14 protein-coding genes are annotated in these 15,288 nt (G+C 39.9%); 8 read left to right on the top strand and 6 right to left on the bottom strand.

Going from position 1 to position 15,288, the window contains the following annotated elements:
* Window positions 1–7 precede the first annotated feature (7 nt).
* Window positions 8–514 carry an HNH endonuclease gene (locus tag NU887_RS01450; protein WP_258421571.1) on the top strand — a complete coding sequence of 169 codons (507 nt, stop codon included), beginning with the start codon at window positions 8–10 and terminating at the stop codon, window positions 512–514.
* Between the two features lie 74 nt (window positions 515–588).
* Entirely contained in the window at window positions 589–3,114 is a 2,526-nt protein-coding gene (locus tag NU887_RS01455) for a hybrid sensor histidine kinase/response regulator (protein WP_258421572.1), read from the top strand.
* A 1-nt stretch (window position 3,115) separates the two neighbouring features.
* Here the strand turns inward: NU887_RS01455 and NU887_RS01460 are convergent, their stop codons facing one another.
* Both NU887_RS01460 and NU887_RS01465 read right to left on the bottom strand, forming a co-directional pair.
* Window positions 3,116–4,450 carry a sigma-54-dependent transcriptional regulator gene (locus NU887_RS01460; protein WP_258421573.1) on the bottom strand — a complete coding sequence of 445 codons (1,335 nt, stop codon included), beginning with the start codon at window positions 4,448–4,450 and terminating at the stop codon, window positions 3,116–3,118.
* A gap of 89 nt (window positions 4,451–4,539) precedes the next feature.
* A complete protein-coding gene (locus tag NU887_RS01465; RefSeq protein WP_258421574.1) occupies window positions 4,540–4,866 on the bottom strand; it encodes a hypothetical protein in 327 nt (108 codons plus the stop codon).
* A 541-nt stretch (window positions 4,867–5,407) separates the two neighbouring features.
* On the opposite strand from NU887_RS01465, the gene NU887_RS01470 reads away from it, so the two are divergent.
* The 6 genes from NU887_RS01470 to NU887_RS01495 all read left to right on the top strand — a co-directional run bounded on the left by NU887_RS01470 (window position 5,408) and on the right by NU887_RS01495 (window position 11,318).
* The gene (locus NU887_RS01470; protein ID WP_258421575.1) at window positions 5,408–7,291 is read left to right on the top strand and encodes an amidophosphoribosyltransferase; all 1,884 of its coding nucleotides are present in this window, start codon (window positions 5,408–5,410) and stop codon (window positions 7,289–7,291) included.
* A 105-nt stretch (window positions 7,292–7,396) separates the two neighbouring features.
* Entirely contained in the window at window positions 7,397–8,449 is a 1,053-nt protein-coding gene (locus NU887_RS01475) for a M42 family metallopeptidase (RefSeq protein ID WP_258421576.1), read from the top strand.
* Between the two features lie 194 nt (window positions 8,450–8,643).
* Window positions 8,644–9,129: a glutathione peroxidase gene (locus tag NU887_RS01480; protein ID WP_258421577.1), complete on the top strand. Its 486-nt coding sequence runs from the start codon at window positions 8,644–8,646 to the stop codon at window positions 9,127–9,129.
* A gap of 18 nt (window positions 9,130–9,147) precedes the next feature.
* Window positions 9,148–10,389 carry an NADH:flavin oxidoreductase/NADH oxidase family protein gene (locus tag NU887_RS01485; protein WP_258421578.1) on the top strand — a complete coding sequence of 414 codons (1,242 nt, stop codon included), beginning with the start codon at window positions 9,148–9,150 and terminating at the stop codon, window positions 10,387–10,389.
* A 31-nt stretch (window positions 10,390–10,420) separates the two neighbouring features.
* Window positions 10,421–10,861 (top strand): DoxX family protein, encoded by a 441-nt coding sequence (locus tag NU887_RS01490; protein ID WP_258421579.1) that lies wholly within the window; start codon window positions 10,421–10,423, stop codon window positions 10,859–10,861.
* A 4-nt stretch (window positions 10,862–10,865) separates the two neighbouring features.
* A complete protein-coding gene (locus tag NU887_RS01495) occupies window positions 10,866–11,318 on the top strand; it encodes a MarR family winged helix-turn-helix transcriptional regulator (protein WP_258421580.1) in 453 nt (150 codons plus the stop codon).
* Window positions 11,319–11,448: 130 nt separating this feature from the next.
* On the opposite strand, the gene NU887_RS01500 is transcribed toward NU887_RS01495, so the two are convergent.
* From NU887_RS01500 to NU887_RS01515, 4 genes are all read right to left on the bottom strand, one after another.
* Window positions 11,449–12,570: a hypothetical protein gene (locus NU887_RS01500; protein WP_258421581.1), complete on the bottom strand. Its 1,122-nt coding sequence runs from the start codon at window positions 12,568–12,570 to the stop codon at window positions 11,449–11,451.
* Between the two features lie 120 nt (window positions 12,571–12,690).
* The gene (locus NU887_RS01505; protein ID WP_258421582.1) at window positions 12,691–13,389 is read right to left on the bottom strand and encodes a porin family protein; all 699 of its coding nucleotides are present in this window, start codon (window positions 13,387–13,389) and stop codon (window positions 12,691–12,693) included.
* A 171-nt stretch (window positions 13,390–13,560) separates the two neighbouring features.
* Window positions 13,561–14,622 carry a linear amide C-N hydrolase gene (locus NU887_RS01510; RefSeq protein ID WP_258421583.1) on the bottom strand — a complete coding sequence of 354 codons (1,062 nt, stop codon included), beginning with the start codon at window positions 14,620–14,622 and terminating at the stop codon, window positions 13,561–13,563.
* 219 nt (window positions 14,623–14,841) lie between these two features.
* The gene (locus tag NU887_RS01515) at window positions 14,842–15,231 is read right to left on the bottom strand and encodes a hypothetical protein (RefSeq protein WP_258421584.1); all 390 of its coding nucleotides are present in this window, start codon (window positions 15,229–15,231) and stop codon (window positions 14,842–14,844) included.
* Window positions 15,232–15,288: the final 57 nt, after the last annotated feature.

Here is a 15,288-nt window from a genome sequence, read left to right on the forward strand (position 1 = left end):
GTGGACTATGGAAAAACGTGTTTTGGTTTTAAATCTTGATCATTCTCCCGTTGCCGTTGTTTCAGTTCAAAAGGCATTTATCCTGACTTATTTGGAAAAAGTAAGCTGCCTGACTTTTTATGAAGACCTCACTATCAGGACTGTAACTAAAAGTTTTCAATATCCCGCCGTCATCAGATTGAACGAATACAAAAATATCCCTTACAAGGGAGTATTGTTGAATAGGGCCAACATTTTTAAAAGGGACAGTCAGGAATGCCAATATTGCGGTTCTAAAAAACAGCTTACTTTGGACCATGTATTGCCAAGATCAAAAGGAGGAAAATCCAATTGGATCAATCTGGTGACAGCCTGCCACCGATGTAATGTGTACAAAGGAGACAAAACTCCCGAACAAGCAGGTATGCAACTCAGAACCCAACCTTTCAAACCAAGCTTGGGGTATTTTTTGGCAGAATATGCAGAGAGGCATGCCGAGGAGTGGGTCCCTTATCTCGAGTTGAGGCCGGTTTAAAGTAAATCGCTCTCTGATTTTTTTTAAAAAGAATATGGAACGGTTATTGCCTTTTTTGATCCAAAAAGGGACTGATGCGGCTGAAAGGAAAATATCTGGTCAGAAAAAAGGTTGTCTTTGGTTTTGTTTTAGCTTTTATTTTGGTTCTTGGTGTGAGCACGGTTACCTATTTCAGCATCCGTAACTTACTTGATACTGTAGAGGATCTGACTCAACCAAATGAAAAACTCCAGCAGCTTAATGGCCTCATGGCCGATGTTTATGTATTGGACTTTACCAAAACTGAGCGGACTTCGGATAAAGATTCTGTTGCGGAACTCGCTAGAAAAAGGGTCAAAGAAAGGCTGGAATGGCTTAAATTGAACTCTACAGATTCTGCAGAAATAGGGACATATGAAGAGCTCAGCTTGACTATTTCTGAACTGATGGTCGTATTTGCAGGATTGGAAGAAGTCCGGAATTACCTTGCCAACAGGAATTTCAGTGCAGAGGCTTTGAAAGGGATTGAGATCAGGATCAAAAGGCAGCAGGAATTGAGCGATATGCAGTTTTTGGGAAAGCTAAGAACGAAAGAATTACTCTCCTCTTTGTCACCAAAAACCTTAGCACCCGATTCTGTTGGTCCGGAAATCAATGATCTTGGTGAAGAAATTGAATTTGATATTCAGAATGAATTGATTGAAATAGCCGATGACATCAAAAAGTCTGAAAAAGTTTCATTCGAGTCCCTGCCCATTAAGTACAATGACCAAGATTCCACACTTTTGGCCATCCGAAAGTCGGTTGAGATAATTTTCAAAGATGAGCAACGGCTTCAAAACAGGTTTTTAAGATTAGAGGCTAACCTCATTGAAAAAAATACAGCTATATTTTCACAAATCCAATCCATTGTTTCTGACCTTCAAACGGAAGTGTTGGATGGATATAAAAGCCAAACAAATTCTGCCTACAAACTCACTTATTCCGTCTCATGGATTCTGGGAGCATTGGTTTTTTTGGGTGTAATAGGCTCATTGGGGTTTGCCTATAGTATCCTAAAGGAGGTAGACAAAGAAAACCTTTACAGAGAGAAATTAGAAGAAGCCAAAAAGTATTCAGATAAACTTGCCAAAGCCAAGCAGGATTTTCTCTCCAATATGAGTCATGAAATCCGAAATCCGCTTCATGTCATCCAAGGCTATCAAGAAGCTTTGGGAAAATCCAATCTCATCGGCCAACAAAAAGAGTTTGTCAAGAGAATAGGTTTTGCATCTGATACGCTCAAGTCAGTGGTCAATGATATTTTAGATTTTTCGAAACTGGAAGCCGATCAGATTAAAATCGTTCAGGAACCTTTTGAACCTGTAGGTTTATTTCTTTCCATCAAAAATTCTTTTGCCTTAAAGGCGGAAGAAAAAACCCTTTTTTTCAATTGGAAACTAGAGATTCCACAAAGTAAGTGGCTTCTTGGAGACGAGTTGAGAATCAACCAAATCATGAACAATCTTTTGGGGAATTCCTTCAAATTTACCCAAAACGGAGGTATAGATGTTCATGTCATTTGGGAGAAAAACAATCTCCATATCAAAATTGCTGATTCTGGCATGGGAATGACCCAAGAAATCAGAAAGAATATTTTCAAGGAATTTAATCAAGGTGATTCAGCTGTAAACAGGAAATTTGGAGGAACAGGATTGGGTCTGGCGATTGTCAAAAAACTCGTAGATAAACTTGAAGGAACTATTCATGTGGAAACAGAAGTAGATAAGGGAACAGTCATTTCATTGATGCTTCCTTGTCCTTCTGTCACGCCTCGTCTTGTTGAAGCTGACCAAACTTTCGATTTTTCACTCCGGGGATTTAATGTTTTGTTGGTAGATGATGACCCGCTTGGATTGCAACTGCTCAAATTGGTATTTGAAAACCATGGAGCATATGTGACGGATATTCAGGGAGGGGAAGTGTTTTTGGAACAATTTATTCCCTTAGAATTTGATGTTGCAATCATTGACATCCAAATGCCTAAAGTAAGTGGTTTGGAAGTAATCAAACTGATCAAATCAAACATAAAATACAAGAACCTTCCGGTTATAGCCATTACTGCCAATGTTTTTGTAGAGGAGGAAAGAAAACTATTGGAGCATGGATTTGATGGTCTGCTATTAAAGCCTTTCAATGAAACCGAAATAATCAACAAAGTCGGGTTAGTGTTGGGTCTTTCCCCGATACCTTCAAAGCAAATCAGCAAGGTTAAGGTTGATCCGGATTTGGTACAAGATGACTATGACCTGTCGGATTTGATGAGGTTTTGTATGGGTGACAGGGAAATGTTGATTGAAGTTATTCAGGATTTTGTCAATGCAACCAACGGTGATTTGAGAGGGTTAAAATCATCATTGCAAAAATCGGATTTCGAAAAAGTGATGGAAATAGTCCACAGGATGTCAAGCCGTCTGGGACAGCTGAAAATCCGTACCTGCCAATTGGCAATGGAAATAGAAAGAGATCTCAAACGAGGAAAAAACATTGAAACAGCCCTATCAATTGAAAAGTTGGTCATGGAAACCAATCAGGTTTTGGTCAAAATTCAAGCTGATTGGCTATTAGAAGCAGCCCAATAAATTATTTGAGACCGTATTTTTCCATTTTGTTATACAGGGTCTTTCTGTCCATGCCCAACAATTGGGAAGCTTTGGATTTATTGAACCTGACTTCTTTCAAAACCTTGTCAATCATTTCTTTTTCTTGGATAACCAGATTGTTTTTATAGTCAAAAACGTTCGTTTCGGATTCCTGTTTGTATTCGAGCAAATCCTGCGGTAATAAATCTTTGGTGATGATCTTATTTTTACACAAAAGAACTGCTCTTCTGACAATATTTTTCAACTCTCGTAGATTTCCTGGCCAAGAATATTCCATAAAAATCCTTTCTACTTCTGCATCAATATCGCTGACATTTCGAGCCAACTTCAAATTACTTTGGTGGATGAAATGAGTTGTGAAAAGTTTGATATCTTCTTTTCGGTTTCTCAGTGGCTGAAGATCAATCGTAAATTCATTCAATCTGTGGTAAAGGTCCTCTCTGAAATTTCCATCCTGACTTCCTGATTTAAGTTCATCATTGGTCGCAGCTATAATGCGGACATCAATATCAGTTTCTTTGTTGGCTCCGATTTTTCTGATTTTCCTTTCTTCAATGGCCCTGAGTAATTTGATTTGAATCTCATAGCCTAGATTGCCCACCTCATCCAGAAAAATGGTCCCACCATTTGCCTGTTCAAAATGCCCTGTTTTGTTGTCCAAAGCTCCCGTAAAAGATCCTTTTATATGGCCAAAAAGTTCACTGCCCGCAAGTTCAGAAGACAATGCGCCACAATCAATCGCTACAAATGGCTTGTCCCTTCGATTTGAATTTTGATGGATTTTCTTCGCTATGTATTCTTTTCCTGTTCCTGTTTCTCCCAATATCAGTACACTCAGGTCTGTAGGAGCAACAAGACTTATAAATTCCTCCATCTTTGTAGCATTGTGGCTTTTTCCTTTGACATAATCAGGACCCTTGCTTTCCAAATTTGTTGGGGTAGATTTTGAATTAACAGGGCCTTTTAAAGATTCATTTACTGTTACTAGCAATTCATCTGGACTGATCGGTTTTGTGATGTATTCAAATGCACCCATTTTCATCGCTTTGACAGCTATTCTAATGTCAGAGTAATTGGTTATCAGGATGACATTTATTTCCGGGTTATTCTTAGTGGATTGTTCTAAAAGCTCAAGGCCGGTACCGTCCGGAAGCCTATAATCTGTGATGATAAGGTTGGGCCAGTTGGATTGGATCAACTGCATTGCTTGCGAAATGCTGTTGGCCGATTGGACTTGAAAGTTATTTTTCTCTAAAAAATTTCTGATAATCCTAGAGTAGGTAATGTCATCTTCGATCAAAAGTATTTTTTGCATCTCTATCCTTTCAGGTTTGAATAGAGAGTATAACAAAAAAGACACCAGAATATTTCCGGTGCCTTTTTAATCCGATAATTTAAGATTGATTAGTCTTCAATCACTTCTCCTAGGGCTGTATACTTTTTGACAAGTTCTTCGCCTCCATTGTCAAACTTTATCACAAAATGATTCGGTACATTTTCGCCGCTCACCTGCCATGCTTCGCTGATTTTCAAAGCTTTCAAAGCCTCATCTTTTTCGATGGCTTCTTTGACGGGAGCAGGAAGATTAGCCGGATCCACTTTTACTTTTTCTTGTTCTTGCGACATGACCATTCCAGAATTTGCATCTGTAGCGATTGTCGGGTTTGCCATTAATGGAGCTGTAGCCAGTCCGATTGCAAACATTGCGGGGATAATAAATCTGGTTTTCATAATAAATTGGTTTTAGTTAAAATTGATAATTGGTTTTATTTCTTAAAATTTCTCTTTCTAAGCATTTGGCATAGAAATAGACTTTTTTTAATTCTTGTTTTTTTAATTATTAATCGAATTTCACACCGCCGAGGCTTTCTAGAGTCATCATTACCGGACCTTGAAAAGATGCTTTTAATATCGGTTTCATGTTTACCCTATTTGCACATGATGTGCCAAAGGGAAAAATGGTCTTGATTGGCTCAAAAAAAGGTTTTCCTGATTTAAATGTGGGGAGGGTCTTACCCAAACTGTAGAAAAAATCCCCAAACATTGGGGAAATGACCATTTGCAAGTCAAGTTACCTACAATTTTCTTTCCTTTATTTCCCATGGTTTTGGTGGAAGATTTGCATGCAGGAATTTTTTAATCGAAAAAGAGGTGAGTGGGCAATACTTTGGCAGGTAACAAAATTTTATATAAACCGAACTTTATTTACTTCTATATCCTTCTAAAAAAGATTTACCTTTGCTTTTCCAGTAATTATTCGTGTTCAAATCCAATGAGTGACCAAATCAAACATGAATGTGGTATTGCGATGATCAGGCTCCGAAAGGAACCCCAATACTACATCGAGAAGTACGGTTCGCCGCTATATGCTCCCAACAGATTGTATGTCCTGATGCAAAAGCAGATCAACAGAGGTCAGGACGGCGCAGGAGTTGCCAACATCAAGCTTGACACCAAACCCGGCACTCGATATATCAGTAGGTACAGGTCAATCGAACCCCAAGCTGTCAATTACATCTTTGACAAAATTTACAAGAAATATAAAAAAGCCAAAAAATTAGGCGGTAAAAAAGGCCTCAACAGTGCCAATTGGCTGAAGGAGAATGTGGCTTTTTCCGGTGAAGTATGGTTAGGTCATCTTCGTTACGGCACCCATGGTGAAAATAGCATTGAAACCTGTCATCCATTTTTAAAGCAAAATAACTGGAGGAGCCGAAACCTTGTCATGGCTGGAAATTTCAACATGACCAATGTAGAGGAACTTTTTAGCAAGTTGGTTCAGCTAGGACAGCATCCCAAAGAAAAAACCGATACCGTCACCGTCATGGAAAAAGTAGGTCACTTTTTGGATGAAGAAAACCAAAGGATTTTTGATAAATACAAGCACCAATATTCCAACGAACAGATTACAGCTGTCATCGAAAATGAAATTGATGTTGCGCGAATACTAAGAAGATCTTGCAGGGATTTTGATGGCGGATATGCGATGGCGGGGATTATCGGCAATGGTTCAAGCTTTGTCGTGCGAGATCCTTCAGGAATCAGGCCTGCCTATTATTATGCAGATGAGGAAATCGTAGTGGTAGCTTCAGAAAAGCCGGCCATCAAATCTGCATTCAATGTAGATTACAAACAAATCAAAGAAATTAAACCGGGACACGCTCTTGTAATCAATAAAGATGGATCGTATGCCGAGCATGAAATCCTTCCTGCTAGGGAAAAGAAATCCTGCAGTTTTGAAAGGATTTATTTCTCAAGAGGAACTGATCCTGATATCTACAGAGAAAGAAAATCGCTTGGTAGAGCACTTGTGCCTCAGGTACTCAAAGCTATAGATTTTGACCTCAAAAACACAGTTTTTTCATATATTCCAAATACTGCAGAAACAGCTTTTCTCGGAATGATTGAAGGTCTCGAAGATTATTTGAGTGCCAAAAGGAGGGAAGTGCTGTTGGAAGGAAAGCCGCATCTTGAAGACCTTGAAGAACTCCTCAATTTCCGCCCAAGGGTAGAAAAACTTGTAAGCAAGGATGTGAAATTAAGGACTTTCATTACCAATGATTCCGACAGAGATGCCATGGTAGCGAATGTTTACGATACTACCTATGAAGTTGTAAGGGCGGGAATAGATACACTTGTGGTCATCGATGATAGCATTGTCAGGGGAACAACATTGGAAAAAAGCATTTTGACGACTTTGGACAAATTAAATCCCAAAAGGATCATCATCGTGTCTTCTGCACCTCAAATCCGGTTTCCGGATTGCTATGGGATCGATATGTCAAAGTTGAAGGAGTTTATTGCTTTCCGTGCTACGGTTGAATTGCTCAAAGACAAAGGAATGAGTTACCTCATGGATGAAGTTTACGAAAAGTGTAATACCAATCAGATCCTAACGGAAAACTATGTAAAAGCACTTTATGATCCTTTTACTGACCAAGAAATTTCTGATAAAATAGCAGCCATCATTACCACAGAGGAAATCAAAGCTGAAGTTAAAGTCATCTACCAAACAGTCGATAACTTACACAAATGTATTCCTGATCATTCTGGAGATTGGTATTTTACAGGAGATTTTCCTACATCCGGAGGAATGCGTGTTGTAAATAGGGCTTTTGCCAATTATATGGAAGGGAAAGTGGTCAGGGCTTACTGATATTTTCCAACACATTTTCAAATGACCAAATTTCAAGTCGGCCAAGCCCTTGTTTTTGGTCATTGTTTGTTTTATTAGATATTCAATTGAAAACCTACAATAATCATGGAAGTAAACGTACCCTTGTTGAAGCAGATTTGTGAGATTGCCGGAGCCCCTGGCTTTGAAAAAAGAATCAGAGACATGGTTATAGAACTTGTCACCCCACTTGTCGATGAGGTCAAAACCGACAATATGGGCAGTGTCATTGCCATCAAAAAATCCAAAAAAAATCCTGATTCAAAGAAAGTCATGGTGGCAGCACACATGGATGAGATCGGGTTTATTGTCACCCATATTGATGAAAAAGGATTTGTCAGGTTTCATACTTTGGGAGGTTTTGACCCGAAAACTCTGACTGCGCAGCGGGTGATTGTCCATGGCAAAAAGGATTTGGTAGGCGTCATGGGTAGCAAACCCATCCATGTCATGACAGCTGACGAAAGGAATAAATTACCTCAGATCACCGACTTTTTTATTGATTTAGGCATGAGTAAAGAAGAGGTTGAAAAATATGTCACAATAGGTAATCCTATCACTAGAGACCGGGAATTGATAGAAATGGGTGCCTGTGTCAACTGCAAATCAATAGACAATAGGGTGGCGGTATTTATACTTTTAGAGACACTGAAAGTGTTGGAAAATCCTGCATTTGATGTATATGCCACATTTACTGTTCAGGAGGAAGTCGGAATTCGTGGAGCAAATGTAGCTGCCCATGGAATCAACCCAGATTTTGGGATAGCTTTGGATACTACCATTGCCTTTGATGTGCCCGGTGCCCAGGCTCATGAAAAAGTCACTGAGCTTGGCAAAGGAACTGCGATCAAAATCATGGATGCTTCGACCATCTGCGACTATAGGATGGTGGCTTTTATGAAGCAGACTGCAGAACAACACCAAATCAAGTGGCAACCCGAAATCCTTACGGCAGGCGGTACGGATACAGCAGGCGTTCAGCGTATGGGCAAGCAGGGTGCTATCGCTGGAGCAATTTCCATTCCGACCCGACATTTGCATCAGGTAATAGAAATGGCGAATAAAGAAGACATTTCCAACAGTATCCTCCTACTGAAGGCTTGTTTGGAGGATATTGATACCTTTGATTGGAGTCATTGAGAAAAATAATATTTCCATTTTCAAAAGACCGAGGTTTGATTTATTCATTCCTCGGTCTTTTTGTTTGATTTATTTGTCATCTAATTTGATTTTTCATGAATAAAAAAAATAAACAAATTTTATATCGCTTGCGATATATATTAACCCTTATATTTGTATCGCTTACGATATAATTAAGTTCAAACATGCGATTTATGAAAAATAGGTTTTATGATTTTTCTGCCAATAACCTTCAAGGAAAAGAAGTATCCATGTCAGAGTTCAAAGGAAAGACTGTTTTGGTGGTCAACACCGCTAGCCAATGTGGCCTGACTCCACAATATGAAGGATTGGAAAAACTCAACCAAAAGTACAAAGACAAAGGATTAGTGATTCTTGGATTTCCCTGCAACCAATTCGGAAATCAGGAACCGGGAGATTCCAAAGATATAGCAGAAGGATGTCTTCTCAATTATGGAGTAAGTTTCCCCATGTTTTCTAAAGTTGAAGTCAATGGAAAGAATGCCCATCCTGTATTCAAATACCTCAAAAAGGAATTGGGAGGGATTTTTGGATCTAGGATAAAGTGGAATTTTACCAAGTTTTTGCTGGACAGCGAAGGAAAACCTGTCAAGAGATTTTCACCTATCACCAAACCTGAGGAAATCGATAAATACCTTTCCAAATTCCTCAAAAAGTAATTTTAATTCTACCTATAAATGACAAAAGAAAATCCGCTAAACCTTCCATTTACTCTTCCAAATGGAGTCCTGATCAAAAACAGGCTCTTCAAATCAGCTATGAGTGAAGGACTTGGCAATAAGGATGGTTCGCCCAAGCCAATGCTCGATCTCCTTTATCGTAAATGGGCGAATGGAGGAATTGGTCTATGTGTCACGGGAAATGTCATGATTGACAGAAGGGCACTTGGCGAACCGGGAAATGTTGTCATTGAAGACGCTTCAGGATTGGAAGGATTGAAAACTTGGGCCAAAAACGCCACTTCCAACGGGACACACTGTTGGGTTCAGTTGAACCATCCCGGGAAACAGGCTCCGAAGGGATTGAACAAGGTAACAGTTTCCCCGTCTGCCATTCCTTTTAGAAAGGACATGCAGTCCTTTTTTGATACCCCTAAGGAGTTGACCGAAACAGAAATCCAAGACTTAATCCAAAGGTTTGCATTCGCTGCAAAACTTGTAAAAGAAGCCGGGTTTTCAGGGGTTCAGATTCACGGTGCACATGGGTATTTGGTCAGTCAGTTTCTTTCTCCCCATCATAATCAGCGTACCGACCATTGGGGAGGTGACCCGGAAAGACGCAGAAGGTTTGTTTTGGAAGTTTATCAGGCAATGAGAAATGAAGTAGGAACTGATTTCCCAATTGGAATCAAGCTCAACTCTGCTGATTTTCAGCGGGGTGGTTTTACAGACGAAGAATCCTTGGAAACAATCAAAGCTTTGGAAGCTGTGGGGATTGACCTCATAGAAATATCCGGCGGAACATATGAAGCCCCTGCGATGATGGGAGCAAAACGAAAAGAAAGTACGATAAAGCGGGAGGCTTATTTCATGGATTTTGCTGTCAAAGCAAGGCAGGCCGTAAAGACGCCGTTGGTATTGACCGGAGGATTCAGAAGTTTTGAGGGAATGGCGGAGGCGATCCAATCAGGAAATGTTGACTTTGTCGGCTTGGCTAGGTTGATAGCCGTAGAACCGGATGCGCCTCTCAGACTCCTGAATGGACATTCTCCCAAGATCTCCATCCAACCTATCAAAACCGGAATCGGACCTATCGACAAAATGAGTGTCATGGAGACTGTGTGGTACCGCGAACAGTTGGAAAGAATGGGCATAGGAATGGAACCCAAGCCAAACTTATCCGCCTTTGTCGTATTTCTGAAATTCGCTTATAAACTGATATTTAAAAGAAAAGGGGCACTTAAGGAAAGAGCATCCTGATTTTTATTTTCAATTAAAATCTCCAATAATTATGGAATCAATTTTCAATCCCACCATTCAGCCCAAAACCAACATCGGACAGACCATCGTCAGGGTCCTGCTAGGCAGTTTTTTGCTTTTTGCAGGCATCAGCCATCTTTCCTTTAATCGGGCAGAATTTTTGGGGCAGGTACCGCCTTGGGTTCCCATGGATCCGGATCTAGTTGTAATCCTATCAGGAATTGTGGAAATCCTCCTTGGAGCATCCTTGCTTTTCCTTGCCTCCAAAAGGGCGCAAGTCGGTTGGGTGGTAGCGCTTTTCTTTGTGCTGATTTTTCCAGGTAACATTTCGCAGTATGTCAATGGGATTGACGCCTTTGGGTTGGATACTGACCGTGCACGGTTTATCCGTTTGTTTTTCCAGCCGGTCCTGATAGTTATGGCATTGTGGTCTACAGGCGCTTGGCAGGCTTGGAGGAAAAAAAATAATTAAAGAAATGGATCAGTTAAAACTTGATAACCAGATTTGTTTCCCGGTATATGCCGCCTCAAGGTTGATTATCAGGGAATACCAGCCCCATCTGGACAAACTTGGGATTACTTATCCCCAGTATTTGGTGTTGTTGGTTCTTTGGGAGGAGGATGGAATTTCTGTCAATGACATTGCCCATAAGTTGATTTTGAATACCAATACAGTGACGCCGCTTTTGAAGCGGATGGAGACATTGGGATTGGTTTCCAGGATTCGATCTGAAGAAGATGAGCGTAGGGTTATCCTCACGCTGACAGCAAAAGGGAGTGCCATGAAATCAGAAGCTGCGCATATTCCATTCAGCTTGATGGCGGACATTTCCCCTGATGCCCTCAAGATGGAGGAATTGGTAGCCATGAAAATTAAACTGGAAGAATGGATTGGTTTTTTAAAAAAGAAATCTGAAAAAGAGTTATAGAATTTAAATTCGCTTGTTTGCCTGTAAACCAATATCTACTTCATTCGGGACGGAGGGCGATGTACTGTACATGTAGGCAAAACCCCGGAGATTTTGAAATCTCCGGGGTTTTGGTTTATTGGATGTACTATTAAAGACCGAACCTATATTGGATCCCCGTCATCAATTGGGTTCTTGAACCCAAAAAGCCAACTTCGGCACGGAACATCAGACTTTTATTTAATTGGTATTGAGATCCAACAATAAAATTCCACAAATCAGCAGGTCTTCGTTCCATAGAATATTGGACTGTACTGGATTCCCCATTATTAAGCGCACCGTCCACAGCCACAAGAAAGGTGCTGGCTTTTTCAATAGCTAGATTGGCGGCGGTAAACTTTGCAATATTGACAGGATTCAGTCTTTCTACTCTGGTAAGTCCTTCCCACCATTCATCTACCTTTACCTGTGCAAGTTCGACTTTTTCAAAACCTAGATCTACTTTTGGCTGGAGTTGATCAACAGGAAGTACTTCATTTAGGTTTACTGATCCACTTTGTTCATTATTGATGTCTATTCTGAATCCTCCTACCCATACTGCTAGAGCGCTCTCAGGTTTGTTGAGTTTAAAGTTTTTGCCAAACCTGGGGCCAAAAACAAAAGTCCTCGTTGGTACCCTTAATTGCGGTACATCGGTCCAGGTGATATTCAAATCCAAAGCTAAAAACCCACCGCCAACCCCAATTGTTGGGGTCATGCCAATTCCAAAAGTTCCGGCATTGAAATCAACCTTGGAACCCGCCGAGAATACTTCTGAATGGATATTGAGTGAATCAGGTAGCCATACCCCAAATCCAACTTCGGTTGACGCTTGAGTTCTTGCCAGAACACCATAAACATTCAAAAATGGGAATAACCAAACATCCGGCCTTACCGAAATAGCACTCGCCCTCGACACAGCTGTATTGAACCTAACGATGTCATCCACGTCAAGTTTTTGTCCCCCATTAAATCCAACCATCAGGTTTTCCAGGATAAGATCTGACTCTTGCCATAAATAGTTTACACTTACTCCGGCGGAATAAGGGAGAGAAAATCCTGCTTTGGTAGCCCTGTCTCCCCAGATTGGAAGAGCATAAGGGTATTCGGCGGATTTGAGGGAATCAATATAAGATTGGTTTTTTTGCCCTACTTCTCGATTTGTAAATACCTGGGAGAAGCCGGTGGTGATGGAAAAAAGAAATACAAACCAAGTAAATAGGGAATGCTTCATAATGGAAAATCAATTTGATTGTTTATAATGATAATATGCTGAGGAAATTCTTCTCTTGTAATTTGTAAACTGAGTGGCTAATCGAATCAGGTTATAAAAGGATTGGGGTTAGGATTTGAATCATTTTCCGGTTCCAATAGGAATTCGGAGGTAGACGTTGAGTGAAGAATTGTTCACTTTGGCATCGGTATTTTTTTTGACATCGACGAGACCATAATAGTAAAGAACTCCTACGCTCATACTTTTCAATTCATTTTTAAGTTTGTATCCCATTCCTCCCACAAGTCCAAAATCCAATCTTGTGAAATCATCGCTCACATTCTTTCGAAATTCAAGATCACCACCATTACTTTCCAAATTGAAATAGTCAAATGCTCTCGAACGCAACCCCGGTTGAATCCCTCCCTCCAATAACATTCTATTTTTAATCCGACGTTGGTACATGATCGGAACATAGAAATAGTTGACTTTGGTGGTCAAAACACCATCCATGAAGACTTCATCAAAACCCGGGTCGTCTAGCAGATAAGTAGGCATTCCTGTGGCACCGACATTTGATCTGATAAGAACCCCGGTACTGACGAAAGAATTTTCTTTGAGCATGACATGAAAGTAAAATCCCAAATTGAAGTTATTCAACCCTTCTGATTCATTGTATCCATTAAAATTTGACCTGTTTAAGCCTCCTGTTAATCCAAATTCAATTTTCTCGGTATTGAGAGCCTCTCCAAATAATAAACCAATGATGATCTGGGCATTGCCCTTGATTGAGGTTAAAAAAAACAAAAACAGAAAGAAGATTTTTACTTTGTTTGGCATGATGAATTGACCCGTAGGAATAGGAATCAAGTTCACCAAAAAACAGATTACATTTTGAGACCAAATAACTTAATTTGCCTCATTTAATGGAATATTTGCAGGTTAATCCCAAAAATAATTTAACGGGGAGTGATAGTGGCTCCTAAAAAACAAGAATCAAAACATTGGTGATTATTCTATACCCTGAAAGACAAATGGCGGAGTAACCTTAAACATTGCAGAAGATTCGCCTGCATAGGTTTCGTTTTTTTCTACACTGAGCTTTTTTGTTTTTGCTCCAGGGTTAAAGTCTAATTTCTTCAGGTCTACCCAAAAAGTATTTGGAGTCAAGGCAGTTTCGAAATAGTAAACGAGGTTTTTTTGATCGGAAACAGACCTCCATCGGGTAGAGGAGATATTTGGTTCATCAGGCGTCGAAATCCCAAAAGGAACTGAGCAATTCCTGATGACACTGAAGACTGAAGGGATCGCGATTTCCATTTTGTCGGTTTTTGGAATAGCATCGATGTAATAGGAAGCCCTCACAAACCTGTCCGCAGCACGATTTGTACCCGGCAGCATGATGGTACCCGGAATGCTCTTCCAGTATTTATTGAGTCCAAGCTGTTCTTCAAAAATAGGGGAATTTGTCATAACGGTATAGGACGGGTCATGGTGGATGACAAGTTTGCCTCCGACATATTCAAAGATAGCATTGTCTCCTGTCGCATCTGAAAGTGAAAGGTGGACGGTGGTAAACATTTTTGTTCCCGGAATATAATCGGAGACCAAGACAACATTTCCCAATCTAAAATGATCGACAGCTTCTTTGACGGTAGCAAAATTATCTAAGGCATATTGCGCCCAAAGAGAAATTGCCAATCCTTTTTTGCCGGATTTTGGGTCATACTTTGGATATTCTGATTCCACAAGCCACAAAAGATTGGCAACAAGACCTTTTTCATTCATGCCGTCGGCAGATGCAATATCCCAGGCTGTGGTAACAATACTTCCATATTTTGAAGTCCACTCTATTGAGTTTTCCCCAGCACTTCCAGAGCGTTTCGTTGCCCTTGGGAGAACCCAAAGGTTAGCCGGGATTTCAGTTTTCCAATCCATAGACCTGGCAGTGATTATGGTTTGGCTTGGGCCATTGTAAACTACCCTAGTGCATGCATTCACGAAGAAATGATTTCCCAATAATAAAGATGTCACTAGGAATAGGATGATGTTGGTTTTGTGGAACTTGATCATAGAATGCTAATTTAAAGGTCAGTCTTGCCCAATTTTAAAAATTATATTCAGTCATTATTTCCATTTCACCTGCCTGAATGGTGAAAAGATTACTGACATAGGAAAATTGAATATACTTGTAATGTAATAAATCACTTTCCATTTAGAATGTTTAAAACAAACCATTTTATTGATTGTACATTTGAAATAAAAAGTAATTAGTTTTTCCTATGTTTTAAATTAAAAAACAGCATAAATAATTAACAATCCGATACTCATCGAAAAAGGAGAAATGATTTGAAAATAGATTGGTTTCAAGATCTCAGCACTTTTTAAGGAATAGCTGTGGTGCCATTTCCTTGGTACAAAATAAAGAACAACAGAAGTGCCCAAGATAAACCAACCCACAACACTGAATACCTGCGGAAATCTGGAGTAGTCCGCATAGCCTATCAATCCCATTGCAGGAATCATCCTAACCGTAATTTCGGTATAATTGATCAGGTTGGTGCTTCCGGCTTTTTTTAAGATTTCTCTCGCCTTTTGGGGTGCAAATAGCATCAAAAAACCTGTAGCGATGAAAAACAAACCAAAGAGAAGTACAATCCATTTTGAAAGAATTTCAACCATAGTAAATGTTTTGTTTAACAGATAAATATCAATTTAATTGGATTAAAACTGTCATTC

The sequence above is a fragment of the Aquiflexum gelatinilyticum genome, assembly GCF_024741135.1.
GTDB classification, from domain to species: Bacteria; Bacteroidota; Bacteroidia; order Cytophagales; family Cyclobacteriaceae; genus Cognataquiflexum; species Cognataquiflexum gelatinilyticum.

What these genes read in the sequence shown, in the direction of transcription:
- NU887_RS01450 (WP_258421571.1), top strand. Translation starts at nt 8, where the DNA reads ATGGAAAAACGTGTTTTGGTTTTAAATCTTGATCATTCTCCCGTTGCC.
- NU887_RS01485 (WP_258421578.1), top strand. Translation starts at nt 9,148, where the DNA reads ATGACAAAAGAAAATCCGCTAAACCTTCCATTTACTCTTCCAAATGGA.
- NU887_RS01465 (WP_258421574.1), bottom strand. Translation starts at nt 4,866, where the DNA reads ATGAAAACCAGATTTATTATCCCCGCAATGTTTGCAATCGGACTGGCT.
- NU887_RS01455 (WP_258421572.1), top strand. Translation starts at nt 589, where the DNA reads ATGCGGCTGAAAGGAAAATATCTGGTCAGAAAAAAGGTTGTCTTTGGT.
- NU887_RS01510 (WP_258421583.1), bottom strand. Translation starts at nt 14,622, where the DNA reads ATGATCAAGTTCCACAAAACCAACATCATCCTATTCCTAGTGACATCT.
- NU887_RS01515 (WP_258421584.1), bottom strand. Translation starts at nt 15,231, where the DNA reads ATGGTTGAAATTCTTTCAAAATGGATTGTACTTCTCTTTGGTTTGTTT.
- NU887_RS01495 (WP_258421580.1), top strand. Translation starts at nt 10,866, where the DNA reads ATGGATCAGTTAAAACTTGATAACCAGATTTGTTTCCCGGTATATGCC.
- NU887_RS01475 (WP_258421576.1), top strand. Translation starts at nt 7,397, where the DNA reads ATGGAAGTAAACGTACCCTTGTTGAAGCAGATTTGTGAGATTGCCGGA.
- NU887_RS01500 (WP_258421581.1), bottom strand. Translation starts at nt 12,570, where the DNA reads ATGAAGCATTCCCTATTTACTTGGTTTGTATTTCTTTTTTCCATCACC.
- NU887_RS01505 (WP_258421582.1), bottom strand. Translation starts at nt 13,389, where the DNA reads ATGCCAAACAAAGTAAAAATCTTCTTTCTGTTTTTGTTTTTTTTAACC.
- NU887_RS01490 (WP_258421579.1), top strand. Translation starts at nt 10,421, where the DNA reads ATGGAATCAATTTTCAATCCCACCATTCAGCCCAAAACCAACATCGGA.
- NU887_RS01460 (WP_258421573.1), bottom strand. Translation starts at nt 4,450, where the DNA reads ATGCAAAAAATACTTTTGATCGAAGATGACATTACCTACTCTAGGATT.
- NU887_RS01470 (WP_258421575.1), top strand. Translation starts at nt 5,408, where the DNA reads ATGAGTGACCAAATCAAACATGAATGTGGTATTGCGATGATCAGGCTC.
- NU887_RS01480 (WP_258421577.1), top strand. Translation starts at nt 8,644, where the DNA reads ATGAAAAATAGGTTTTATGATTTTTCTGCCAATAACCTTCAAGGAAAA.